This is a genomic window from Pseudomonas sp. PSKL.D1, from assembly GCF_028898945.1.
Taxonomy (GTDB): Bacteria; Pseudomonadota; Gammaproteobacteria; order Pseudomonadales; family Pseudomonadaceae; genus Aquipseudomonas.
Genome location: NZ_CP118607.1, coordinates 4,233,698 through 4,256,698 on the forward strand (window position 1 = coordinate 4,233,698; position 23,001 = coordinate 4,256,698).

A 23,001-nucleotide genomic window follows, 5' to 3' on the forward strand; every position below is an offset into this window, starting at 1 on the left:
TCAACAATTGTCACAAACTCTGAACGAGCCTGAGATGGAATCAAGGCATACTGCCCTGATCACTGCTCCGGGAGCCTACATGCCGCGCCGAATTTTCAAACGCTACATGCCGGACCCGACCAGCATTCGGGAACATAAGTCCTTACGCTTTTTCGGCAAGTTGCTACACGACCCCAATCTCTGGCACCTGAACCGCCATTCGGTGGCGCGGGCCATGGGCGTGGGCCTGTTCGCGGCGTTGATCCCCATCCCCATGCAGATGCTGCTGGCGGCGGCGCTGGCGATCCCGGTGCGGGGCAACCTGCCGATCGCCGTCAGCCTGGTGTGGCTGACCAACCCGCTGACCATGCCGCCGGTGTTTTTCGTCACTTACATGACCGGTGCCTGGCTGATGCAAATCCCGCCGCGCACACTGCCCGACGAATTGACCTTCGAATGGATCACCGACCAGCTCGCCACAGTGTGGCAGCCGTTTTTGCTTGGGTCGGTGGTGTGCGGGGTGGTGCTGGGCGTCGCGGCCTACTTCACCACCCTGTTGTACTGGCGCTGGTGGATTGGCCGGCAATGGCGCCGGCGCAAGCAAAGGGTTTCAGGCGCGCATGCCGCGGCCGCTGACCAGCAGGCGAACGCACACCAGGTAGAGCACCGCGGTGGCCACCAGCATGAAAGTGATCGCCGTACCAATGCTGATATCCGACACCCCTAGGATGCCGTAGCGGAACGAGTTGACCATGTGCAGCACCGGGTTGGCCAACGACACGGTCTGCCAGAACGGCGGCAACAGGTTGATCGAGTAGAACACCCCGCCCAGGTAGGTCAGCGGGGTGAGCACGAACGTCGGTATGATGGAAATATCATCGAAGTTGCGCGCGAACACCGCATTGACGAAGCCCAGCAGCGAGAAGATGGTCGCGGTCAGCAGCACCACCACAACGGTCACGCCCAGGTGATGCACCTGCAAATGGGTGAAGAACAGCGACAGCAAGGTCACGATCACCCCCACCGCCAAACCGCGCAGCACACCGCCCAGCACATAACCGACCAGGATGATATGTGGCGAAACGGGCGACACCATCAACTCTTCGATCGAGCGCTGGAACTTGCTGCCGAAGAAGCTCGACACCACGTTGCCGTACGAGTTGGTGATTACCGACATCATGATCAGGCCGGGGACGATGTACTCCATGTAGGTGAAGCCGCCCATGTCGCCGATCTGCCGGCCGATCAGGTTACCGAAGATGACGAAGTACAGGACCATGGTGATGGCCGGCGGCAGCAGCGTCTGCGGCCAGATCCGCAAGAAGCGCCGCACTTCGCGGTAGACGATTGTATTCAGGGCGACCCAGTTGGTGCGCAGTTCCACACTCATACGGCCACCTTTGACAGGTTCTTTTCCACCAGAGACACGAACAGCTCCTCGAGTCGGTTGGTCTTGTTGCGCAGGCTCTGCACTTCAATGTTCTGCAAGGCCAGTTGGCCGAACAGCGCGGTGATGCCGATGTCCTTGTCCACCTGCACCTCAAGGGTGTGCGGGGTCAGCAGGCGGCACGGGTAACCCTGCAGGGTCGGGGCCTGGGCCAGGTCCTGCTTCAGGTCAAGGACGAAGGTTTCGACGTGCAGCTTGCCCAGCAGCTTGCGCATGCTGGTGTTCTCGACGATGGTGCCGTGGTCGATGATGCCGATGTTGCGGCACAGCTGCTCGGCCTCTTCCAGGTAGTGCGTGGTCAGGATGATGGTGATGCCTTTCTGGTTGAGCTCGGTGAGGAAGCTCCACATCGAACGGCGCAGCTCGATGTCGACGCCAGCGGTGGGCTCGTCGAGAATCAGCAGGCGTGGCTCGTGGATCAGCGCACGGGCAATCATCAAACGGCGCTTCATGCCGCCGGACAGCGAACGCGACTGCACGTCACGCTTGTCCCACAGGCCCAACTGGGTCAGGTACTGCTCGGCGCGCTCTTTTGCCAGCTTGGGCGGGATGCCGTAATAGCCGGCCTGGGTCACGACGATGTCGAAGGTTTTTTCGAACTGGTTGAAGTTGAACTCCTGGGGCACCACGCCCAGGCAGCGCTTGAGGGCTGCCGGCTCGCGGTCCAGGTCATGGCCGAACACGTTCACCGTGCCACTGGTCTTGTTCACCAGGGTGGAAAGGATGCCGATGGTGGTGGATTTGCCAGCGCCATTGGGGCCCAGCAAGGCAAAGAAGTCACCTTCGGAAACGTCCAGGTCAATGCCCTTGAGGGCCTGGAAACCGTTGCCGTAGGTTTTGGTCAGCTGTCGGATGGACAGAGCGGAACTCATAGCGGGTCACGTACCGATTGGAAATGGTTCAGGACACGCCAGGCAAAGTCACTGGCGCAGTGAGTGCGGCCATGGTGCAAGGCCAGGCCGCACAAGTACAGTCACATCTATTGATAATGACTATCGAAGCAGGGTCAGGTGAGCGCGGTCATCACCGCCGCCTGGTAGGCAGGGCGCGCTTTCAGGCGCTCGTACCAGGCTTGTAGATGGTACATGGCCGGGCGCTCGATGGGCATTTCGTACCAGGCGTAGATGAAACTTCCCAGTGGGATGTCACCCATGCCGATCTGGTCACCGGAAAGGTACGGCTGCTTTGCCAGGCTTGCGTCGGCCATGGCCAGCAATTCGGCGCATTGCTTGTGTGCGGCGTTGATTGCCACCCAGTCTCGCTGGTCTTCGGGTGTACGCAGAAGGCCCCAGAACAGTGGGCGGAACGGGGCGGCAAACGATGAGGTGGTCCAGTCCATCCACTTGTCGGCCTGGGCACGCTGGCGCGGGTCGTCGATGTACCAGCCTTGCTCCTGGCCATACGCGGCGCACAGGTAGCGGACAATGGCATTGGATTCCCACAAGGTCAGGTCGCCATCTTCGATCATGGGCACCAGGCCGTTGGGGTTGCGGGCACGGTATTCGGGGTCGTTGACCACGCCGAACGCGCCGCCGGCGTCGATCGACTTGAAGTCCAGGCCCAGCTCGTGGGCGACCCACAGCGCCTTGCGCACATTGCTTGAATTCTTGCGGCCCCAGATCGTCAGCATGGCAATATCCTTATGAATGCGGAGGGGGTGAGTCTACTCCAGAGCTGTGTTGCCTGTACTGGCCTCATCGCGGCTAAAGCCGCTCCTACGGGCCTGAGCGGGTTCTGTAGGAGCGGCTTTAGCCGCGATGAGGCCGGTACTGCCAATACAAAAACATGCCCTGACAAATCCGCGCGAACTCCAACCACCCCAGCCTGTCACTGAAAAAGATGCCGTCTAAGCTCTGTGGGTCGGCTGTTCAAGCCCTTGGTTCCAAGGAGGACCGATTATGTTGCTGTTGTGGTTGGTGGTGCTGGTGATCGGCGCGGCGTACCTCACGCACCGGCGCCTGGCGCCGTTGCAGATACTGGGCATCATGGCGGCCTATGTGCTGCTGATGGGCATTTTCAGTAGCGCGCCGGGCTGGCTGCTGACGTTGATCTGGCTTGTGCTGGGGGTGAAGATCGCCCTGGTGGCGTTGCCGGAATGGCGGCGCAAGGTATTCACCGGGCGGGTGTTCCACTGGTTCCAGCGCACCCTGCCGCCCATGTCGCAGACCGAGCGTGAAGCCATTGAGGCCGGCACTGTGTGGTGGGACGGCGAACTGTTCAGCGGGCGCCCGGACTGGCGCACCCTGCTCGATTACCCCGCCCCCAAGCTGACCGATGAGGAACAGGCCTTCATCGATGGCCCGACCGAACAACTGTGCGCCATGGTCAGCGATTGGCAGATTGGCCAGGACCTGGACCTGCCACCGCAGGCCTGGGCGTTCATCAAAGAGCACGGCTTTTTTGCCCTGATCATTCCCAAAGAATATGGCGGTAAGGGCTTCTCGGCCTACGCCCACTCCCAGGTGGCGATGAAGCTGGCCACCCGCAGCGGTGACTTGGCCTCCACGGTGATGGTGCCCAACTCCCTCGGCCCCGCCGAGCTGCTGCTGCATTACGGCACCGACGAGCAGCGCAATCATTACCTGCCGCGCCTGGCCCGTGGCGAGGATATCCCCTGCTTCGCCCTGACCGGCCCGCTGGCGGGGTCGGATGCGGGCGCCATGCCGGATACCGGTATCATCTGCAAAGGCCAATGGCAGGGCGAAGAAGTCATCGGCCTGCGCCTGAACTGGGAAAAACGCTATATCACACTCGGCCCGGTCGCCACCTTGCTGGGCCTGGCGTTCAAGGCCTACGACCCCGACCATCTACTGGGCGATGAAGAAGAGCTGGGCGTCAGCCTGGCGCTGATCCCCACCAACACACCCGGCGTCGAGATCGGCAAGCGCCACCTCCCACTGGGCGCTGCGTTCATGAACGGCCCCAACAGCGGCAAAGACGTGTTCGTACCGCTGAGCTTCCTCATCGGTGGCCAGGCCATGCTCGGCAAGGGCTGGATGATGCTGATGAACTGCCTGTCGGTGGGCCGTTCGATATCCCTGCCTGCAGTGGGTACCGGCGCTGCCAAGTACACCAGCCTGGTGACCGGCCAGTATGCGAACATTCGCGAGCAGTTCAACGTGCCGTTGGCAGCTTTCGAAGGCATTCAGGAATCCCTGGCCCGCATTGGCGGTAACGCATGGCTGATGGACAGTGCCCGCCTGCTGACCGCAAAAGCCGTGGACCTGGGCGAAAAACCCTCGGTGCTGTCGGCGATTCTCAAGTACCACCTCACCGAACGCGGCCGCGAGTGCATTCAGCATGCCATGGACGTGCACGGCGGCAAGGGCATCATCATGGGCCCGAACAATTACCTGGGCCGCAACTGGCAGGGGGCGCCGATCTTCATCACGGTCGAGGGCGCCAACATTCTCTCGCGTAACCTGATGATCTTCGGCCAGGGCGCTATCCGCTGCCACCCGTTCGTGCTCAAGGAAATGGCCTTGGCCGGGCGCGAGGACCATCAGCAAGCGCTCACTGAATTCGACGACCTGCTGATGCGGCACATCATGTTCGCTGCCGGCAACGCGGCCAGTACGCTGATTTACAACCTGGGGCTTGGCCGCTTCGAGAAAGAGCCCGGTGATGCCTTGAGCCAGGGCTACTTCCGCGCCCTCAACCGCCAGGCTTCGGCCTTTGCCCTGCTGGCCGACCTGTCGATGATGCTGCTGGGCGGTGCCCTCAAGCGCCGAGAGCGGTTGAGCGCAAGGCTTGGCGATGTGCTCAGCTACTTGTACCTGAGTTCTGCCGCACTCAAGCGCTACCACGACCTGGGCTCACCCGAGCACATGCGCCCCCTGCTGCGCTGGGCGCTGGAAGAAAGCCTCGGCCAGGCAGAAAAAGCCCTCGACCGCCTGCTCGACAACTTCCCCAACCGTTTCGTCGGCTGTGCGCTGCGCGTGCTGGTGTTCCCGTTTGGCCGGCGCCATACCGGCCCCAGCGATGAACTGGACGCCGAAGTGGCCGCATTGATCGGCCGCAGCAAGGGCGACCCGGCGCTGGAAGAGTTGCTGGCCGGCTGCTTCAGGCCGCAGGCGGAAGGCGACCCGGTGGCCGCATTGCAACGGGCCAGCGACCTGCTGGATGAAGCCGTGCCGTTGCACAAGGCAGTGCATCAGGCGGCCAAGGAAGGCCGTTTGCAACCGGCACCGGGGCAATCTGTGATTGAGGCGGCAGTTGAAGTCGGCGTTCTGCAACCGGGCGAGGGACAACGGCTGCATGACGCGGAAAAAGCCCGGCGGGCAGTCATCGATGTGGATGCATTCGACAAGGCGCAACTGCTGCCTGAGCAGGGCAAAGTACGCTGAGTGAGGGCCTGGGTGGGGGCATGCCCCTCACCCCCTAACCGGCGTATACTCCGCCCCCGTTTCAACCACCTCGAGGACCGCCACCATGGCCAACCCCCATCTGGAATACCACCTGCAACTGCTCCACCACCTGCGCACCATTCTGGCAGCGCTGGGGGAAGCCGAGCAGGTACCGGAGGAAAGCCACGCCCTGTTCCTCGAACGCTTCGACGAACTGCTGACCCTGCTGCCGCAAGACCCACTGCAAAGCCAGTACCTGGGCCAGGACCTGATCTGCCAGGTGATTCAGCGCTACCCGCAAATCGCTCACCTGGTGCCCCGCGACCTGTTGTGGTTCTTTGGTGGCGATTGCCTGCACTTCATGCCCGACGATGAGCTGGACATGTACCAGCAGCTGGAAGAACGCCGCTATGAAGCCGAGCAAAATGGCGAGCCGTTCGACTGGAACATGGAGAAGCGTTTGCTGAGCGCGCAAGGCCCGGAAAGCACGCACTGACGGGCAGCAGTGAGAGAAAGTTGCGAGGAAGCAATCGCAACTTTCTCACCGCCGCCAGATAATTAACTGTTATTTGCAAACTCCCAAATCCCTACACAACAAAAAGAAACTTCCTACAAATACGCACTACACCTCTACAGGCGCAAAGCCTGACCAAATAAAAATCCAACACGCCAACACCCAAACCTACCCGCGAATAAAAAACATCCCCTTACATATCCGCACTCGACGCGCGACTGATTTTGCGCGCATGGTTTTTATCGGATGGCACCGAGCAAAACCTAAAAAACTAACATGTAGGACCGATCCTACAAAACAAACCCCCTCATTAAACACGCAATAAACATCACACTTACAAAGGACCACTAAAAACAACAACAAGGAGGCCAACACTCATGTCAAAAAGCACACACGACACTGAGCCCATGAGCACGTTATCGCTGAGAATCGTCAACCCCGACCAATTGCAACATGGCAGCCGTGCACGGCACCGCTTCGATCAAAGGGGCGGCACCATCGGCAGCGACAAAGCCTGCTGGCGCCTCATTGATCACGACAGGCAAATTGCCCCCATCCATTGCGAGATCCGCTGGATAGAGGGCCGGTTCTGTGTCATCGACCACAGTAACCAGACCTACCTCAATGATGAACGTCAAAGCCTTGGCCCGAGAAATCCAAGGAGCCTGCGCAATGGTGACCGGTTGCAACTCGGCAGTTGTTGCGTACAGGTACGTTTCGAACAAGGCCCGCCTCCAGAGCTGGCATTGAGGGCACTTCTAAACGCGCAGCCCAACGCGCTCGATGCCCTGTTGGCCGAGCCTGCTGCCGGCACTTGGCAACCAGACGCCTCCGACGCGCAACCCATCGCCGATATCTGCAGCGTATTCACTTCGCAAACCGAGCGCGACCCTCTGAAAGCGCTGGACGCAGCAACCGCTGGAGAGGCTTCGCAACAAGATCCGCTGCAATGCCTGATTACAGGAAAGCAGCCATGAGTCCCCTTACCTGATCAACGCCGAAGTTTCGCCCCCCCAAGATGCGTCCTCCAGCAATAGTTTGACGTCCGCATATTTATGCAGACTTTCGATGATGCACAAGGAACACCTATGCCTAACCAGTCTGATTTGCGATATAGCCTTCAACCCTTGGTGGGCAAGGCTGACTTCGAAGTCGTGTCGTTCAAGCTCGAAGAAACCTTGAGCCAGCCCTTTGTACTGGACCTGGTGCTGATCAGTTACACACACGAGGTGGACTTCGGCCACCTGCCCCGAGCCGAGGAGCACGCATGAGCATCAGCCAACTGATCGCCACCACCGTGGCCGAAGTCGCCCTGCCCCTCGACCAGTGCAATGCCTGTGAACGCCAGGGCTTGCCGATTCTGCCGCTGCGCAAGGCCCTGGTACCGTTCGCCAACCCGGCCGACAACGCCCGCATCGACACCCGCCTGGGCCTGCGCACCCTGCGCATGGGCTACCTCTACGTGTTGCTCGACCAAAGCATCTGGCAGGCCTACGAAGTCACCGAACACGGCCACCTGCGCCGCTTCAACCCCTACCAACCGCCGCCCGGCCCGCCACCCGCCCTGCCCGAACGGTGCGTGAATCAGGACCATGACGTACCGTCCTGCTTCCTCAACATCGACACCGCCACCTACGGCTCGGCCTGGGTCGCCTTCTCCAGCGATGCCTGGCCCGTCAGCGTGCTGGACGCCTACAAGAACGGCGCAGCCCCCGCTCACCGCTTCGAAGGGCTGGACCTGATTCAGGCCCGTAACAACCCTGAACTGCTGGGCATGGCCATGACCCCGGACAACCTGCAGGTTGACCGGCAGGTGTTCGAATACGCCCAGCAATTACCCGGCCCGTTCGACAGCGCGCACGGCTTCCACAGCCGGCTGCTGCGCAAGACCGCCTTGCGTGGTTTCGTGGTCAACGCCATGGCCGCGCACCAACTGGAGAACGGTGTGCTGGCCATCGTGCTCGACGACACCGTGGGCCTGGCACAGGAATACAACCATCAGCGCCTGCACGAGGTGGTCCAACGCCAGACCTGGCGCGAAGACCCCATGCGCGCCTACCAACTGCAAACGTCGCAGATCCTGCAGATCATCCGTGCAACCCACCGCGAGTGGGCGGCGCAGAAAATTATTCCCAGGCACGAGCCGCACACCGGCGATGGCCCACCCATGTTCAAAGGCGCGAGCGAAGAGTACCAACGCATGGTCGATGCCGCCCAGCAGGACAGCGACGACAGGCTGGAAGAGCGCTATGACGAACCCCGCCGCGCTGCCTTTCAGGCCGAGTACGAGCAGCAGGAGGCGGTATTCCAACAACGTATCGATCAGCAGGCACGGGCCTATGTGGCCCTCTGCGAAAGCCCCGCCTTCAGGCTGATCGAACAATACGACTATGACGGTACGAACCGTGATTCAGGCATCGCCTACAGCAAGACTATGGCCACCTGCCTGGCGGGGGGTGTCACTGAAGCACCGAGCGCGGAGCCCCGCCCGCCTGCACCGGGCACCACCGAAGCGCTCTGGCTGAAGTGGTTGCAGGATCCGGACAGCCCAGCCTACCGCGCCGTACTGATGCGCGATCGCCCCCTGCTGGAGGCGTTCCTGCCCAGCTTCTCCAGCACCGAACCCGTCAACTGGAATGACAGCGAAAAACTGTACACGGCGGTGAGCAAAATCATCACCAGTGATGACGTCGGCGTGCAGTTTCGCAACCAGCTCAGGCAGGCAGTTGCCGAAACCCTGGGGGCACTCAACGGTGCCAGTCAACGCCTGCAAGCCCAACTTGCCCCCGGCATTCAACAGGCCGTACGGCGCCTGAACAGTGCCACCCAGTTGCTCTACAACGGCGTGCACCTGGTAGAGCTGCAGGTGCAGATGAAAGTCAGCGAATACTACGCCCTGCAAAGCGCGTACCTACGCAAGATGCAGAACCAGGCCAGCCAGGCCATGGCCAAGGCCCGGGAACGGCTGATGCCCAGCCTGGATGACCTGAATGACGACCTGCTGCGTAGCGCGCGCAAGGTGACCCCGATCATTCAGACCGGGTTACTGAGCCTGGCCGTGCTCGATCCAAAGGTGGCGCACACCGTGATCAATGTCAGCCTCTGGGTCGAGGGCAAGGCCGTGGACCTGCATGAGCGGCTGACCAGGGAAGTGAAGCTCAACGTCAATCAGATGAGCCATGCGGCGCAATTGACTCTTGTCGATCTGAGTGTGGCTGCCGGTACATTGGAACCCGGCGCACGGCGGATGCTGGAGGGCATGAAGATCAGCGCTCAGCAGGCCTCACAATTGGTGCAGGAGAGTTTCACCGGGTTGCGCGGGGCGGCGGGGAGTTGGCAGTTCTTGCTGACGTTGGGAGGGATGTACCTGCTCAGTGACAGTCTTGGGAAGAACATGAAGAAGGCTGAGGAGGAGATCGGTCAGAAATCGCTTGAGGCAGTGATGGCGCTCTTTGGTTCGAGCCTGGGGATATTGGGCGGCGGGGTAGAGGTGGCTGGATTAATTATAAGAAACACCAAACCGAGCCTTTTCACGCGAGGCGAAAAAATAGTTAGGCTAGGTGCTGTAATTAGCGCTGCAGTTGGCGCCATTGACGTAATTCAGTCACTGATCGCTGCCAATCGCACACGTGCATCAGGAGATAAAACAGCATCCGAGTATTACATCTACGCTGCGATTGCGTCTTTATCAAGCACAGTCGCCGCATTAGTTGCAGTATCCGGAGCGGTAGTTCTAGGTTCATTGGGCTTTGCGATAGGCTTTGGGCTTGTGGCGTTCGGCTTTATCAAACTTGCTGAGCACAGCGAATCCAAACCGCTTGAGCGTTGGGCAATCCGTTGTCACTTTGGCAACGCCAATGAGACGCCTCGCATCCACTGGCCGTCGCCAGAATTTGCTGACATTGCAATTGCAGAATTGAATGCGGCAACGCTCGGTGTTTCAGGAGTTCTTGGTTTTCACGCCACCAGGCTGGATGCAAAGTCTATGATAGGCGGCATTGCCACCCAGGAGACGACACAATGGTTGGAATTTAGGTTCATACTTCCAAGCTTTAGTGAAGCGACCTCCAGCTACCACTGGACGTTAGTCGTTCACCGGCAGGGCGACGGAGAATTACCAGATCCCATCGGAGGCGAAATTGTCATAGATGAACGTATGCGCCCCCCGCCTACTGCAACGAGAACGTACAGCTCGACAGCGTTTACAACATCCCGCCCATCTCACCACAGTGATTACAGACCAGAAAGCCTGACTATCAACGTCGCCAACCAAACGGACAAAACTAGCAAAGAAAAAATAATCCACAAGGTTTTCACCGGAAAAATCGAGCTCGTACCGGACCCAGGAAAGCACAACATTTTAGCTGCTTCGCTGTACGTTTCATACTGGCCAAATCGAGACTTACCAGAATCTCATGCCGAGCTCGTTATTCAGGAATACAACAAATGACATCCCAACAGAAAGAGATCGGCTGGAAACATGACTTACCAAAGCTTGATAAAGCTTCCGAGCCCAGCAAATATATCAACCAAGCTTATCCACCACCCGACCATATCGACACAGTCTACATTGAATTTCCTCGCTCAACACTCAAGATAAGAGGACTTGCAATCATTGGATTTGGCATTGCATTATTACTTCTTTCTGCCAACCTAATACGCACGCTCACCGATGACTGGTTCTGGCGCGACTTAGAGCGCGCCTTTTTCATTACAGCCTTCTCCTTATTAGCCTATTTCTTGATCACCCCATACATTCGCATCGATATCGAACTACCCCGCAACGAACCGATACGATTCAACAGAGCCCGCAAGAAAGTCTATTTTTACCAATATCGATATGATCGCCTCAACCCATTAGGTCGCAAAAACTGGGGTATAAAGCCTGTAGCCTATAACTGGGACAACATCACTGCCGAAGTCTACCGCTTGGGCTATGGAGGAGACCGACATGAATCGATACGGCTGTCGATTCACGACCCCATAACGGACAAAATAATCGACCGCGTCTATTTCTCCGGCAACATAGAAGAAGGTAAAAAATGCTGGGAAGTCGTCCAGCTTTTCATGCAAAAAGGCCCCGAAGCTCTTCCAGAATTCATCTACGCCGCCAACGACTGGAGCAAGGAACCCTCCAACCCCTTCGAACGCATTGCTCCAAAAGTCCAATGGCCCATCGAAATGGACCTCGAATCCCGCACCGCCCCCTCCCCCGGAGAACACCCATGAGACCCGTCATCCTCGTAGGCCACACCCACGATTGCCCGATCCATGGTCAAAACTTCGTAGAAACCGGCAGCCCCCATTACACATTCAATGGCAAAGCCGTCGCCAGAGTCGGCGACCGCACCCGTTGCGATGCAGTCATTATCAGTGGATCCCCGGCGTTTCACATTAAGGGGGAAAGCTGTCGCCAGGCAAGGCGACCACACTGACCACGGTGGCACATTGAGCGAAGGGGAAGAGAGTTGGCTGCTGGAATGCCCCTGGCTAACCACAAGGATTTTTTAGTGGCCAGTTCCGATGCTCCACTCAATACCCGTTACGACGTAACCGAGCACAATGCCCATGGGTTGCCGGAAAACGGTGAAAAGATCTTCAAACTGCTAACGCGCCTCGAGCAGGAGCCAAAGCGGTTTCAGGATTCGTTGGAGTTCATCTACATCTGCCTATGCATGGGGCTGAGGGGCAAATATGCACTGAAAGCCAAAGGTGACGAACATCTGCAAGCAATGACTGAGGAACTGAGCGTCATCATCAGCGAACTACGCGGCCCTCCCCCCCGACCTGTTCCCCGACACGCTGCACAGTGTAATGTCTGACAAACCCCACTCACGCCGCATCTGGCCATGGTGGAGTCCACTAATGGTTGCAGCAGGGTTCATCAACTTAAATGCATTTCCGATGGACGAAAAAAAACGCCACCTCGTTAGAGATGGCGTTTTTCGATTTGGAGCGGGAAACGAGACTCGAACTCGCGACCCCGACCTTGGCAAGGTCGTGCTCTACCAACTGAGCTATTCCCGCAATTTGAAGCTTTACCGCTAATCGGCGTGAAGCGCCTTTACGACCTTCACCACCACTGCACCGTGCGAACGCCACAGTATTTAAACTGGAGCGGGAAACGAGACTCGAACTCGCGACCCCGACCTTGGCAAGGTCGTGCTCTACCAACTGAGCTATTCCCGCAAATGGCGTCCCCTAGGGGACTCGAACCCCTGTTACCGCCGTGAAAGGGCGGTGTCCTAGGCCACTAGACGAAGGGGACACACAACACTTTTCAGTGCACCAGCACATGAACCTCACGATTCAGACTGGATTTTCTTTTCCTGCCCCGCCGTTAAGCGCTGCCGGAGAAACTGGAGCGGGAAACGAGACTCGAACTCGCGACCCCGACCTTGGCAAGGTCGTGCTCTACCAACTGAGCTATTCCCGCATTGGCGTCCCCTAGGGGACTCGAACCCCTGTTACCGCCGTGAAAGGGCGGTGTCCTAGGCCACTAGACGAAGGGGACACGCTACAAGCATTACTGCCTGCTTTCACTCCCTGCCGCGTTTCGCTGTGTGCTTTACGCTGCAAGTGGCGCGCATTCTATGGATGGTTAGGGGAGGCGTCAACCCCTTTGTAGAAATTTATTTAAATCAATGACTTCGGCCCGTCTGCTTACCTTGCGAAAGCAGCGCCCAAGGTTTGGCGTTGCTTTTCTGACACACCCAACGCAAAGTGCCATCACTGGAGAAAATCCCCGCCGCGCCGACACAGTGCAACAAGGCGGGCCGGCGAGCCCTCTCCTACTACACTCTTCTATGTAAACCATTCTGATGAGGCGTTAACGGTGACACCACTTCTGATCACACTGCTCATCGTGGCGGGTATCGCGTTGCTGATCGTGATCGGCTACCTCAACAACGTGGTCGAGAACGGCAAGCTGGAACGCGCTCGGCTAAAGATAGAGCTGGCCGACCGCGTGCGCCGCTGTGGCGAAATCACCGAAACCTTCCCCGGGCAGTTCATGACCCCGGCGCTCAAGCTGCTGCTGGCGCGCCTGGAGCTGAACCTCAACCAGCGCCAGCTGGCGCTGGACAAGAACAATGCCGACCTTAAGGCGCGCATCGCCGAGCTGGAAGGCCAGATCGCCCAGGGCGACAAGATCCCGGTGAACAACCCGCCATCCCCCATACAGACCGAGGCCAAAGCCAAGGATGTGCGCTTCCTGCTGGAGGCGCTGCACGCACAGATCGTCAAAGGCACCCAGGAGAATGTCCTGCAAACGGCCGAAGGCAAGCACTGGGTGAAGGAAATCCGCCATATCCTGGTGCTGCTGCATATCGAGTTCTTCAACAACCTTGGCCAACAGGCCCTGCAACAGGAGCAGCCCGGCCAGGCGCGGCTGGCGTTCGAGCGCGGCGTGCAGTATCTGCGCAAACAGCCAGAGCCAAAAGTGTATGAAGAGCAGCTGACCTACCTGGAAAAACTGCTGGCGCGGGCGAATGCCCAAGTGCTGGACCAGATGGAACCGGCCGAGAATGAAGAGAACGAACTGACCCAAGGCCTCAAAACCGATGAGGACGAGACCTGGAAGAAACGCGTGATTTACGATTGACTCAGACCGGCCTCATCGCGGATGAATCCGCTCGTGCGTGAGCGAACCCATCCGCGATGACAGCAATCAGCAGTCAGTCAATTCCAGAAACACCGCCGCCAACCGCTCCAGCCCCACCTGATCCGCCTCGCTGAAGCGCGCCAGCTTCGGGCTGTCCAGGTCGAGCACGCCAATCAGCCTGCCCTCCTTCACCAGCGGGATCACCAGCTCACTGTTGGACGCGCTGTCACAGGCAATGTGCCCCGGGAACGCATGCACATCCTCAACCCGCTGGGTTTGTCGGGTAGCCGCCGCCGCGCCGCACACGCCCCTGCTGAAGGGGATGCGCACACACGCCACCTGGCCCTGGAACGGGCCCAGCACCAGCTCTTCGTTGCGGTTGAGGTAGAATCCCGCCCAGTTCAGGTCGTCCACCTGGTTGTACAAAAACGCCGAAAACTGCGCGGCATTGGCGATGAAGTCACGCTCGTCGGCAAACAGCGCCTGTACTTGCGCGGCCAGCAGGTCATAGCCGTCGAGGCCGGCGCCACTGGCATTAAGGTCGATCATTTATTTCTGCTCCAGCAATTGCAGCCCGACCCAGTAGCGGGCGAACTGATAGGCACAACGGCCATTACGGTTACCGCGGCCGGTGGCCCAGCGCACGGCAAGGATGTCGAGCTGTTCGTCACGTTGCCAGTTCAGGCCGGCAGGCCGGGCAAGCTGGCTGATCCAGTGCTCGACCACGTTCAGATAATGCTCTTGGTTGAAGGGGTAGAACGACAGCCACAGGCCAAAACGGTCAGACAAGGCAATTTTGTCTTCCACCGCTTCGTTGGGGTGCAGTTCGCCGTCGACCATCTTCCAGTTTTCATTGTCGCTCTGTTTTTCCGGCACCAGGTGGCGGCGGTTGGAGGTGGCATACAGCAACACGTTATCCGGCGCCTGCTCCAGCGAGCCGTCAAGCACGCTCTTCAGCACCCGGTAGTCGCCCTCCCCGGCTTCGAACGACAGATCATCACAGAACAGGATGAAGCGCTGGGGCAGCTTCTGCAGCTGCTCCACGACGCGCGGCAGGTCGGCCAGGTGGTCGCGCTCGATTTCAATCAGGCGCAGGCCGGCGGCGGCGTGTTCGGCCAGCAAGGCACGCACCAGCGACGATTTGCCGGTGCCGCGCGAGCCCCACAGCAACGCATGGTTGGCCGGCAGCCCATTGATGAACTGGTGGGTGTTGCGGCCCAGCTGATCGCGCTGCTGATCCACGCCTATCAGGTCGGACAGGCGAATGTCCAGGCTGACCTCCAGCGGCATCAGGTAACCGCTGCGGCCATCGCGCTGCCAGCGGGCGGCCAGGGTGGTGGCCCAATCGATCTGCGGACGGGGCGCCGGCAACAGGGGTTCGAGACGCGCCAGCACGGATTCGGCGCGTTCCAGGAAAGCATTCAAGCGAGCGTCCATGACGACTCCTACACATCAGATTCCAGGTGGCTGTGCCGGCCTCTTCGCGGCTAAAGCCGCTCCTACAGGGACTGCGCAATCCTGTAGGAGCGGCTTTAGCCGCGAAGAGGCCGGCACTGGCAATTGAGCATTCAAGGCTGAATGTTTGACAGACCCGCCAGCAGCCGAGATTGATCGGCTATGCTTGCGCAGCGCAAGGAACATGAAACCGGCTTGGGACTCATGGATATCAAGTTCACCAATCGCCTGTCATACAAGCAAGCCCGGTTGACAGTCCTGGTCGGCTTCATACTGGGAACATTGCTCAGTCTCATCCAGATCGGCATCGATTATGCCAGCGAAGACGCGTCCATCAACCGCGAAGTGCAGGCGTTGCTGCAAATCAGCCACAACCCGGCCTCGCGCATCGCCTACAACATCGATTCGGAGCTGGCGCTGGAGCTGACCCGGGGCCTGCTGCAATCACCGGCCATCTTCCGCGCGCGGCTGATCGACAACAATGAAACCGTGCTCGCCGACGTAGAGCGCGCCCGCGTGCAGGACCGCTACCGGCCACTGAGCGACTTTCTGTTCGGCGAGCACCGCCAGTTTCACGAACGCCTGCACCTGACGCACATGCCCGAGGAATACCTCGGCACCCTGTACCTGGACGTTGATACCTACGCCTTCGGCAGCCGCTTTCTGGACCGCGCCGGCGTCACGCTGCTCAATGGCTTTGCCCGCAGCCTGGTGCTCACGGGCATTCTGCTGGCACTGTTCTACATGATGCTGACCAAGCCTCTGGTCACCGTGATCGGCGCACTGAGCGGGCGCGACCCGCGTCAGCCCGGGCTGACCCGCCTGGACTGCCCCCATGGCCACGAACTGGATGAAATCGGCGTGCTGGTCAAGGTTGCCAACCAGCAGTTCGTCAGCATGGCCACCGAAATTCAGCAGCGGCGCAGTGCCGAAAACCGCCTTACGCACTACCTTAACGAGCTCGAAGACATCGTTTCGGCCCGTACCGACGAGCTAAAAGCCAGCAACAGCCGCCTCAGCCAGTCCAACCAGGAGCTGGACGAAGCCCGCCAGCGCGCCCTGGACATGGCCCAGGCACGTGCCGCCTTCCTGGCCAACATGAGCCACGAAATCCGCACCCCGCTTAATGGCATGCTGGGCATGATCGCCCTGGCGCTGGACAGCCCGCTGGCCAGCGAACAGCGCCAGCAGCTGTCTATCGCCCATGACTCGGGCAAGGTGCTGGTGGAATTGCTCAACGATATTCTCGACCTGTCCAAATTCGATGCCGGCCAGCTAGAGCTGGAACGCATTGCCTTCGACATGGGCGCCATGGTCGAGGACACCGCCAACCTGCTGTCACAGAACGCCGCGCAAAGCGTCGAACTGACCTGCCTGATCGCCGACAACTTCCCAAGCTCCGTACTGGGCGACCCCACTCGCGTGCGCCAGGTGGTGAGCAACTTGCTGTCCAACGCATTGAAATTCACCCGCTTCGGCCGCGTGGACGTATGCCTGGTCAGCATTGTCGGCGGTGTACGGCTGGAGGTGCGCGACACTGGCATTGGCATCCCCGAAGAAGCACAGACGCGGATTTTCCAGCCCTTTACCCAGGCCGGCGCTGGCATTACCCGCCAGTACGGCGGCACCGGCCTGGGCCTGGCCCTCACGCGTAACCTGTGCAAGGCGATGCGGGGCCACCTGCGTATTCACTCCGAGCCTGGCTTCGGCAGCCGCTTCACCGCCGAACTGCCCTTGCCCCCGCACACCGAAGCGATCGCGCCGCTACCCCTGCAGGGCCAGGTGGTGGCCTTGAGCAACGCCGGCAGTGGCCTGCACGAACTGCTGCAAGGCCTGCTGCCCGGTTGGGGGCTTGGTTACCAGCGCCATGACGACATCGGCACACTCGATGCCAATGCCATCGATTTGCTGATTACCGACGACCTGGATCACCTGTTCCAGATACGCCCATCACTGCAAGTCCCGATCCTGCTGGTAACCGCCTATGGCAATTTCCTGCCCGCGGAGCAATCCGCGCAACTGGCGCCGTTGCACCAGCTGGCTCGCCCGCTGGCACGCAACGCTTTGTACCAGACGCTACGCCGCACCTTGCAGGGCCACGCGCCCGAGCACCCGCTGGCCACCCCGCCCCTCAGCGCTGCCGAAAACCGGGCCCGTATCCTGTTGGTGGAAGACAACCCGGTGAACCAGATGGTGGCCAAAGGCATGCTGGCCAAGCTCGGCTGCCAGGTGCAACTGGCCACCCAGGGTGTGGAAGCGCTGGACTGGCTGGAGCAGGAAGACTTCGACATGGTGCTGATGGACTGCAACATGCCGGTGATGGACGGCTACGAAACCAGCCGGCGGATTCGCCAAAGCGGCCGCTGGCCAGAGCTGCCAATCGTGGCACTGACCGCCAACGCCATGCCCGAAGAGCGCGAACGCTGCCGGGCAGCTGGCATGAACGACTACCTGGCCAAGCCGTTTCGCCGTGAAGAGTTGCTGGCGCTGATCGACCACTGGGTGCCGCTTAGCGGCTGAGCAAGCGCTCGATATCGCCTTCCAGCGCCTGGGGCTTGGTGGTGGGCGCATAGCGCTTGACCGTGCCACTGGCCGGGTCGAGCAGAAACTTGGTGAAGTTCCACTTGATCTTCTGCGAGCCCAGCAGGCCCGGCGCACGCTGTTTGAGCTCGACAAACAGCGGGTGGGCGCCCGGGCCATTGACCTCGACCTTGCGGAACAGCGGGAAGGTCACGCCAAAATTGCGCTCGCAGAACTGCGCGATTTCGCGGGCCTCACCGGGCTCCTGCTTGCCGAACTGATTGCAAGGGAACCCCAGCACCACCAGCCCTCGTGCCTGATAGGCCTGCCACAGTTGCTCCAGCCCCTTGTACTGCGGGGTAAAACCGCACTGGCTGGCGGTATTGACCACCAGCACGGCCTTGCCGGCGAAATCGCCGAGCTTCTTGTGCTCGCCCGCCAGGGTGACGCACGGGATATCCAGCATCGATCCGGCCATCTCAGGCTCCGTCAGCGGGTTTGAAATCAAGGCACACCGAATTGATGCAGTAACGCAGGCCGGTGGGCGGCGGGCCATCAGGGAACACATGCCCCAGGTGGGCATCGCATTGTGCACAGGTGACTTCGGTGCGGATCATGCCGTGGGAGGTGTCGCGGATCTCGATCATCGCGCTTTCATCGATCGGTGCGTAGAAGCTTGGCCAGCCGCAACCGGAATCAAACTTGGTGCGCGCATCGAACAGCGGCAGGTCGCAGCAGATGCAATGGAAGATACCCGCGCGCTTTTCGCTGTTGTATTTGCCGCTGAACGGCCGCTCGGTGCCCTTGAGGCGGCACACCTGGTACTGCTCGGGGTCGAGCATTGCGCGCCATTCATCAAGTGTCTTGTCGATCTTTTGCATGGGTGGACCTCGGCAGGCTGAATTTCACCTCGCGCCGTCTTTTTTATAGCGCGGGTGGCACGTATATTAGTTGGCTTCGTGTGCAAGGCAGCAAGTCTGGCACCCGCGCCCCGCCCTTTCAAACCTTTCGACGGTGGCGCACCGCGTATTCTCAATCGGGATCACATCATGCAGTTCAGCAAATCGAACAAGCTCGCCAATGTCTGCTACGACATTCGCGGCCCGGTGCTCAAGCACGCCAAACGCCTGGAAGAGGAAGGCCACCGCATCCTCAAGCTGAACATCGGCAACCCGGCGCCGTTTGGCTTCGAGGCGCCGGATGAAATCCTTCAGGATGTGATCCGCAACCTGCCCACCGCCCAGGGGTACAGCGACTCCAAAGGCCTGTTCAGCGCGCGCAAGGCAGTGATGCAGTACTGCCAGCAAAAAGAAATCGAAGGCGTCACCATCGAGGACATCTACCTGGGCAACGGTGTGTCCGAGCTGATCGTCATGTCGATGCAGGCGCTGCTCAACAATGGCGACGAAGTGCTGATCCCCGCGCCGGACTACCCGCTGTGGACCGCTGCCGTGAGCCTGGCCGGCGGCAAGCCGGTGCACTACCTGTGCGACGAGCAGGCCGACTGGTTCCCCGACCTTGAAGACATCAAGGCCAAGATCACCCCGAACACCAAGGCCCTGGTGATCATCAACCCGAACAACCCCACCGGCGCCGTGTACTCCAAAGAGCTGCTGCTGGGCATGCTGGAGCTGGCGCGCCAGCACAACCTGGTGGTGTTTTCCGACGAGATCTACGACAAGATCCTCTACGACGAAGCCGTGCACATCAGCACCGCTTCGCTGGCCCCCGACCTGCTATGCCTGACCTTCAACGGCCTGTCCAAGTCCTACCGCGTGGCGGGCTTCCGTTCCGGCTGGCTGATCATCTCCGGGCCGAAGCACCACGCCCAGAGCTACATCGAAGGCATCGACATGCTGGCCAACATGCGCCTGTGCGCCAACGTACCGGCCCAGCACGCCATCCAGACCGCCTTGGGCGGCTACCAGAGCATCAACGACCTGGTGCTGCCACCCGGCCGCCTGCTGGAGCAGCGCAACCGCACGTATGAGTTGCTGAATGCAATCCCGGGCGTAAGCTGCGTGAAGCCGATGGGTGCGCTGTATGCCTTCCCGCGCATCGACCCGAAGGTGTGCCCGATTCTGAACGACGAGAAGTTCGCACTCGACCTGTTGCTGTCGGAAAAGCTGCTGATCGTTCAGGGTACGGCGTTCAACTGGCCATGGCCGGACCACTTCCGCGTGGTTACCTTGCCGCGGGTGGATGACCTGGAGGCGGCGATCGGGCGGATCGGGAACTTCCTGCGCACCTATACGCAGTGACTCTGGTCTGAGCGCCGCTCGCGCGGCGCATCGCGGATGAATCCGCTCCTACAGGCTTTTGTAGGAGCGGCTTCAGCCGTGATGGGCTGCACAGCAGCCCCGCTCACTTACATCCTGCAACGCTCTACCGCACAGCCCCCGCCAAATCCTCTGCCATACTCCGCCGTACACAGTTTGAAATAGTCGCCCGATTGAATCGGCACGCCAAGCCCCTTATATACCCCGCATACGCAACAAACCCATCCGTCAGGAGAACGTAACAACCATGATGCGCATTCTGTTGTTTGTAGCCACCAACCTTGCGGTGGTGCTGGTTGCAAGCATTACCCTGAGCCTGTTCGGCTTCAACGGGTTCATGGCCGCCAACGGGGTTGACCTCAACCTCAGCAGCCTGCTGGTCTTCTGCGCCGTGTTCGGCTTCGCAGGGTCCCTGGTTTCGCTGTTCATCTCCAAGTGGATGGCGAAGATGAGCACCGGCACCCAGATCATCACCCAGCCGCGTACTCGCCATGAGCAGTGGCTGCTGCAAACGGTCGAGGAGCTGTCCCGCGAGGCTGGCATCAAAATGCCCGAAGTGGGTATTTTCCCGGCTTACGAGGCCAACGCCTTCGCCACCGGCTGGAACCGCAACGACGCCCTGGTGGCTGTTTCCCAAGGCCTGCTGGAGCGTTTCTCGCCCGATGAAGTGCGCGCCGTACTGGCCCACGAAATCGGCCATGTGGCCAACGGTGACATGGTCACACTGGCACTGGTGCAGGGCGTTGTGAACACCTTCGTGATGTTCTTCGCCCGCATCATCGGCAACTTTGTCGACAAGGTAATCTTCAAGAACGAAGAAGGCCAGGGCATTGCCTATTACGTGGCGACCATCGTTGCCGAACTGATCCTGGGCATTCTGGCCAGCATGATCGTCATGTGGTTCTCGCGCCGCCGCGAGTACCGTGCCGACGAGGCCGGTGCACGGCTGGCCGGCACCCAGGCAATGATCGGCGCCCTGCAGCGCCTGCGCGTGGAGCAAGGCCTGCCGGTGCACATGCCGGACACCATGAAGGCCTTTGGCATCAACGGCGGCCTCAAGCACGGCCTGGCTGGCCTGCTGATGAGCCACCCGCCGCTGGAAGAGCGCATCGAGGCGTTGCAGCGCCGCGGTTGATAGCTGAACAGCAAGAAGGGCGACGTAAGTCGCCCTTTTTGTTTGCCTGTATCGGCCTCTTCGCGGGTATCGCAGTGCCTGTGGGAGCGGGTTTACCCGCGAAGAGGCCGGCAAAGGCTGTACAGCAATCAGAACTGCACGCGATATACCCGTTCAACCAGGCTGTTTACGCCCGCCTCAACAAATTTCGGACTCTCTGCGACAATCTCCTTCTCTTGTAATACATGCACCTCCCAGCCGGAAAAGTCTCGTACCTCTCCATCCCCCACGGAGAACGGCGGGCCAGCCATCATCGCCTGGTCATAGTCCAGGGTCACCAACAACCCTTGAACCCCGCCCGGCAGCACCTGCCCCAGTAACTTCATGTACTGCGCCCGCATCTGCGGTGGCAAGGCAATCAGCGCAGCACGGTCATAAACTCCCGTGCAATCGGCCAAATCCTCTGCCCGCAAGGCAAAAAAATCGCCACACCACAGTTCGATGTCACCACTGCGCCAGGCTTCGAATGCTCCCCGCTGCGTGACCTGCGCCTTCAGCCCCTGCTCACGGAAAAAGGCCTCCACCGCCCGCCGCGACAGTTCCACCCCCAACACCCGGTGCCCCTGCCCCGCCAACCACACCATGTCCAGGCTTTTGCCGCACAACGGCACCAGAACGCGGCTGCCCGCCGGCAAACCCAAGGCCGGCCAGTGCTGTTGCAGGTAAGGGTTGGCATTGGCCTGATGAAACCCGATCTGGTTATCCGCCCACTTGCGGTGCCAAAACGCCGCGTCCATGTTCACTCCTGATTTTTCGATAATTCGGGTATAAAACTTATATTGGATATCGATCGTTAACTGATCGAAGATGACTGCATCTTAACCCTCAGGACGCCACCATGCTGCCCAGCCTGTTCATTTCCCACGGTTCCCCCATGCTCGCCCTGCAGCCCGGCGCCAGCGGGCCAGCATTGGCCGCATTGGCCAATGCGCTGCCGCGCCCCAAGGCAATCGTTGTGGTATCGGCGCACTGGGAAAGCCGTGAGCTGCTGGTGACCGCAGGGGAGCACCCTGAAACCTGGCATGACTTTTACGGCTTTCCGGCTGCGCTGTATGCGGTGAAGTATCCGGCGCCGGGTGAACCGCAACTGGCTGCACAGGTTGGCGCGTTGTTGACGGCAGCAGGCCTGCCCGCGCGCCTGGACGCCCAGCGGCCCTTCGACCACGGCGCTTGGGTACCGCTCTCATTGATGTACCCGGACGCGGGCATTCCGGTGATTCAGGTTTCGCTGCCCAGTCAGGCCGGCCCTGCACTGCAGATCAAGGTGGGCGAGGCACTGGCGGCGTTGCGTGAGGAAGGCATCTTGCTGGTTGGGTCCGGCAGCATCACGCATAACCTGGGTGAGCTGGACTGGCACGCCGGGCCGGATGTGATTGAGCCTTGGGCGTTGGCGTTTCGGGATTGGGTGGTAGAGCGGCTGGGCGAGGATGATCGGGTGGCGTTGCTGGATTATCGGCAGTTGGCGCCGTTTGCGGTGCGTAACCATCCCAGTGATGAGCATTTGTTGCCGTTGTTTTTTGCCTTGGGAGCCGGAGGTAAATTTGGGGTGGTGCACCAGGGGTTCACCTTAGGGGCACTGGGGATGGATATTTACCGGTTCGACTGAAGATTGCCGGGGGCGCTTCGCGCCCCTTTCCGACCGGTCCGGCGTCCCGGCAAGGCCGCTCCCACAAGAGATCGCGCA

22 protein-coding genes and 5 tRNA genes are annotated in these 23,001 nt (G+C 60.1%); 14 read left to right on the plus strand and 13 right to left on the minus strand.

The genetic code is table 11. The features are described 5' to 3' along the window. Nucleotides 1-79: 79 nt before the first annotated feature. Nucleotides 80-706, plus strand: coding sequence for a DUF2062 domain-containing protein (locus tag PVV54_RS18685; RefSeq protein WP_274906667.1), 627 nt, complete (start codon nt 80-82; stop codon nt 704-706). Here PVV54_RS18685 and PVV54_RS18690 read toward each other — a convergent pair. From PVV54_RS18690 to PVV54_RS18700, 3 genes are all read right to left on the minus strand, one after another. Beyond that, nucleotides 590-1,369: an ABC transporter permease gene (locus PVV54_RS18690; RefSeq protein ID WP_274906668.1), complete on the minus strand. Its 780-nt coding sequence runs from the start codon at nt 1,367-1,369 to the stop codon at nt 590-592. The genes PVV54_RS18685 and PVV54_RS18690 overlap by 117 nt on opposite strands. Further along, nucleotides 1,366-2,298 (minus strand): ABC transporter ATP-binding protein, encoded by a 933-nt coding sequence (locus PVV54_RS18695; protein WP_274906669.1) that lies wholly within the window; start codon nt 2,296-2,298, stop codon nt 1,366-1,368. The genes PVV54_RS18690 and PVV54_RS18695 overlap by 4 nt, the downstream gene beginning before the upstream one ends. A gap of 134 nt (nt 2,299-2,432) precedes the next feature. Continuing rightward, nucleotides 2,433-3,056: a glutathione S-transferase gene (locus tag PVV54_RS18700; RefSeq protein ID WP_274906670.1), complete on the minus strand. Its 624-nt coding sequence runs from the start codon at nt 3,054-3,056 to the stop codon at nt 2,433-2,435. Nucleotides 3,057-3,324: 268 nt separating this feature from the next. Here PVV54_RS18700 and PVV54_RS18705 point away from each other — a divergent pair, with 268 nt between their 5' ends. The 8 genes from PVV54_RS18705 (at nt 3,325) to icmH (ending at nt 12,108) form a co-directional block, all read left to right on the plus strand. Next, nucleotides 3,325-5,772, plus strand: a complete 2,448-nt coding sequence (locus PVV54_RS18705) for an acyl-CoA dehydrogenase (RefSeq protein WP_274906671.1) — start codon at nt 3,325-3,327, stop codon at nt 5,770-5,772. Nucleotides 5,773-5,857: 85 nt separating this feature from the next. Further along, complete coding sequence (locus PVV54_RS18710) at nt 5,858-6,268, plus strand: PA2817 family protein (RefSeq protein ID WP_274906672.1); 411 nt, start codon at nt 5,858-5,860, stop codon at nt 6,266-6,268. Nucleotides 6,269-6,693: 425 nt separating this feature from the next. Continuing rightward, nucleotides 6,694-7,263 carry an FHA domain-containing protein gene (locus PVV54_RS18715; protein ID WP_274906673.1) on the plus strand — a complete coding sequence of 190 codons (570 nt, stop codon included), beginning with the start codon at nt 6,694-6,696 and terminating at the stop codon, nt 7,261-7,263. 111 nt (nt 7,264-7,374) lie between these two features. Continuing rightward, nucleotides 7,375-7,557 (plus strand): hypothetical protein, encoded by a 183-nt coding sequence (locus PVV54_RS18720; protein WP_274906674.1) that lies wholly within the window; start codon nt 7,375-7,377, stop codon nt 7,555-7,557. Next, nucleotides 7,554-10,736 (plus strand): T6SS effector BTH_I2691 family protein, encoded by a 3,183-nt coding sequence (locus PVV54_RS18725; RefSeq protein WP_274906675.1) that lies wholly within the window; start codon nt 7,554-7,556, stop codon nt 10,734-10,736. Before PVV54_RS18720 ends, PVV54_RS18725 begins: the two co-directional genes overlap by 4 nt. After that, a complete protein-coding gene (locus PVV54_RS18730) occupies nt 10,733-11,515 on the plus strand; it encodes a DUF6708 domain-containing protein (RefSeq protein WP_274906676.1) in 783 nt (260 codons plus the stop codon). Before PVV54_RS18725 ends, PVV54_RS18730 begins: the two co-directional genes overlap by 4 nt. Next, nucleotides 11,512-11,721 (plus strand): PAAR domain-containing protein, encoded by a 210-nt coding sequence (locus PVV54_RS18735; RefSeq protein WP_342456600.1) that lies wholly within the window; start codon nt 11,512-11,514, stop codon nt 11,719-11,721. Before PVV54_RS18730 ends, PVV54_RS18735 begins: the two co-directional genes overlap by 4 nt. Before the next feature lie 75 nt (nt 11,722-11,796). Next, nucleotides 11,797-12,108 carry a type IVB secretion system protein IcmH/DotU gene (icmH, locus tag PVV54_RS18740; RefSeq protein WP_274906677.1) on the plus strand — a complete coding sequence of 104 codons (312 nt, stop codon included), beginning with the start codon at nt 11,797-11,799 and terminating at the stop codon, nt 12,106-12,108. 129 nt (nt 12,109-12,237) lie between these two features. Here the strand turns inward: icmH and PVV54_RS18745 are convergent. The 5 genes from PVV54_RS18745 to PVV54_RS18765 all read right to left on the minus strand — a co-directional run bounded on the left by PVV54_RS18745 (nt 12,238) and on the right by PVV54_RS18765 (nt 12,800). Continuing rightward, a tRNA-Gly gene (locus PVV54_RS18745) sits at nt 12,238-12,313 on the minus strand. An 86-nt stretch (nt 12,314-12,399) separates the two neighbouring features. Continuing rightward, nucleotides 12,400-12,475 (minus strand) — tRNA-Gly (locus tag PVV54_RS18750). Nucleotides 12,476-12,478: 3 nt separating this feature from the next. Then, nucleotides 12,479-12,554: transfer RNA gene (locus PVV54_RS18755), tRNA-Glu, on the minus strand. A gap of 92 nt (nt 12,555-12,646) precedes the next feature. Continuing rightward, a tRNA-Gly gene (locus PVV54_RS18760) sits at nt 12,647-12,722 on the minus strand. Between the two features lie 2 nt (nt 12,723-12,724). Further along, nucleotides 12,725-12,800, minus strand: a tRNA-Glu gene (locus PVV54_RS18765). A gap of 321 nt (nt 12,801-13,121) precedes the next feature. Between PVV54_RS18765 and PVV54_RS18770 the strand changes: the two genes are divergently transcribed. Further along, nucleotides 13,122-13,889 carry a hypothetical protein gene (locus PVV54_RS18770; protein WP_274906678.1) on the plus strand — a complete coding sequence of 256 codons (768 nt, stop codon included), beginning with the start codon at nt 13,122-13,124 and terminating at the stop codon, nt 13,887-13,889. Nucleotides 13,890-13,955: 66 nt separating this feature from the next. On the opposite strand, the gene PVV54_RS18775 is transcribed toward PVV54_RS18770, so the two are convergent. Further along, nucleotides 13,956-14,438 carry a GAF domain-containing protein gene (locus PVV54_RS18775; RefSeq protein WP_274906679.1) on the minus strand — a complete coding sequence of 161 codons (483 nt, stop codon included), beginning with the start codon at nt 14,436-14,438 and terminating at the stop codon, nt 13,956-13,958. Next, nucleotides 14,439-15,326, minus strand: coding sequence for an ATP-binding protein (locus PVV54_RS18780; protein ID WP_274906680.1), 888 nt, complete (start codon nt 15,324-15,326; stop codon nt 14,439-14,441). A 180-nt stretch (nt 15,327-15,506) separates the two neighbouring features. Between PVV54_RS18780 and PVV54_RS18785 the strand changes: the two genes are divergently transcribed. Then, entirely contained in the window at nt 15,507-17,864 is a 2,358-nt protein-coding gene (locus tag PVV54_RS18785; RefSeq protein WP_274906681.1) for a hybrid sensor histidine kinase/response regulator, read from the plus strand. On the opposite strand, the gene PVV54_RS18790 is transcribed toward PVV54_RS18785, so the two are convergent. Together PVV54_RS18790 and msrB are read right to left on the minus strand one after the other, a co-directional pair. Beyond that, entirely contained in the window at nt 17,854-18,342 is a 489-nt protein-coding gene (locus PVV54_RS18790) for a glutathione peroxidase (RefSeq protein ID WP_274906682.1), read from the minus strand. The two genes, PVV54_RS18785 and PVV54_RS18790, sit on opposite strands and share 11 nt — an antisense overlap. A gap of 1 nt (nt 18,343) precedes the next feature. Then, nucleotides 18,344-18,745: a peptide-methionine (R)-S-oxide reductase MsrB gene (gene msrB, locus PVV54_RS18795; RefSeq protein ID WP_274906683.1), complete on the minus strand. Its 402-nt coding sequence runs from the start codon at nt 18,743-18,745 to the stop codon at nt 18,344-18,346. A gap of 168 nt (nt 18,746-18,913) precedes the next feature. On the opposite strand from msrB, the gene PVV54_RS18800 reads away from it, so the two are divergent. Both PVV54_RS18800 and htpX read left to right on the plus strand, forming a co-directional pair. Continuing rightward, on the plus strand, nt 18,914-20,125 hold the full coding sequence (locus PVV54_RS18800; protein ID WP_274906684.1) for a pyridoxal phosphate-dependent aminotransferase: 1,212 nt from the start codon (nt 18,914-18,916) through the stop codon (nt 20,123-20,125). A 265-nt stretch (nt 20,126-20,390) separates the two neighbouring features. Next, complete coding sequence (htpX, locus tag PVV54_RS18805) at nt 20,391-21,278, plus strand: protease HtpX (RefSeq protein WP_274906685.1); 888 nt, start codon at nt 20,391-20,393, stop codon at nt 21,276-21,278. A gap of 128 nt (nt 21,279-21,406) precedes the next feature. On the opposite strand, the gene PVV54_RS18810 is transcribed toward htpX, so the two are convergent. Beyond that, entirely contained in the window at nt 21,407-22,054 is a 648-nt protein-coding gene (locus PVV54_RS18810; protein ID WP_274906686.1) for a thiopurine S-methyltransferase, read from the minus strand. A gap of 101 nt (nt 22,055-22,155) precedes the next feature. Here PVV54_RS18810 and PVV54_RS18815 point away from each other — a divergent pair, with 101 nt between their 5' ends. Continuing rightward, complete coding sequence (locus PVV54_RS18815; RefSeq protein ID WP_274906687.1) at nt 22,156-22,923, plus strand: DODA-type extradiol aromatic ring-opening family dioxygenase; 768 nt, start codon at nt 22,156-22,158, stop codon at nt 22,921-22,923. The last annotated feature ends 78 nt before the right edge of the window (nt 22,924-23,001 follow it).

Coding starts and splice junctions, on each gene's coding strand:
- PVV54_RS18725 (WP_274906675.1), top strand. CDS start 7,554: ATGAGCATCAGCCAACTGATCGCCACCACCGTGGCCGAAGTCGCCCTG.
- PVV54_RS18695 (WP_274906669.1), bottom strand. CDS start 2,298: ATGAGTTCCGCTCTGTCCATCCGACAGCTGACCAAAACCTACGGCAAC.
- PVV54_RS18730 (WP_274906676.1), top strand. CDS start 10,733: ATGACATCCCAACAGAAAGAGATCGGCTGGAAACATGACTTACCAAAG.
- PVV54_RS18790 (WP_274906682.1), bottom strand. CDS start 18,342: ATGGCCGGATCGATGCTGGATATCCCGTGCGTCACCCTGGCGGGCGAG.
- PVV54_RS18785 (WP_274906681.1), top strand. CDS start 15,507: ATGCTTGCGCAGCGCAAGGAACATGAAACCGGCTTGGGACTCATGGAT.
- PVV54_RS18815 (WP_274906687.1), top strand. CDS start 22,156: ATGCTGCCCAGCCTGTTCATTTCCCACGGTTCCCCCATGCTCGCCCTG.
- htpX (WP_274906685.1), top strand. CDS start 20,391: ATGATGCGCATTCTGTTGTTTGTAGCCACCAACCTTGCGGTGGTGCTG.
- msrB (WP_274906683.1), bottom strand. CDS start 18,745: ATGCAAAAGATCGACAAGACACTTGATGAATGGCGCGCAATGCTCGAC.
- PVV54_RS18810 (WP_274906686.1), bottom strand. CDS start 22,054: ATGGACGCGGCGTTTTGGCACCGCAAGTGGGCGGATAACCAGATCGGG.
- PVV54_RS18775 (WP_274906679.1), bottom strand. CDS start 14,438: ATGATCGACCTTAATGCCAGTGGCGCCGGCCTCGACGGCTATGACCTG.
- PVV54_RS18705 (WP_274906671.1), top strand. CDS start 3,325: ATGTTGCTGTTGTGGTTGGTGGTGCTGGTGATCGGCGCGGCGTACCTC.
- PVV54_RS18735 (WP_342456600.1), top strand. CDS start 11,512: ATGAGACCCGTCATCCTCGTAGGCCACACCCACGATTGCCCGATCCAT.
- PVV54_RS18700 (WP_274906670.1), bottom strand. CDS start 3,056: ATGCTGACGATCTGGGGCCGCAAGAATTCAAGCAATGTGCGCAAGGCG.
- PVV54_RS18800 (WP_274906684.1), top strand. CDS start 18,914: ATGCAGTTCAGCAAATCGAACAAGCTCGCCAATGTCTGCTACGACATT.
- PVV54_RS18720 (WP_274906674.1), top strand. CDS start 7,375: ATGCCTAACCAGTCTGATTTGCGATATAGCCTTCAACCCTTGGTGGGC.
- PVV54_RS18715 (WP_274906673.1), top strand. CDS start 6,694: ATGAGCACGTTATCGCTGAGAATCGTCAACCCCGACCAATTGCAACAT.
- PVV54_RS18710 (WP_274906672.1), top strand. CDS start 5,858: ATGGCCAACCCCCATCTGGAATACCACCTGCAACTGCTCCACCACCTG.
- PVV54_RS18690 (WP_274906668.1), bottom strand. CDS start 1,369: ATGAGTGTGGAACTGCGCACCAACTGGGTCGCCCTGAATACAATCGTC.
- PVV54_RS18780 (WP_274906680.1), bottom strand. CDS start 15,326: ATGGACGCTCGCTTGAATGCTTTCCTGGAACGCGCCGAATCCGTGCTG.
- PVV54_RS18685 (WP_274906667.1), top strand. CDS start 80: ATGCCGCGCCGAATTTTCAAACGCTACATGCCGGACCCGACCAGCATT.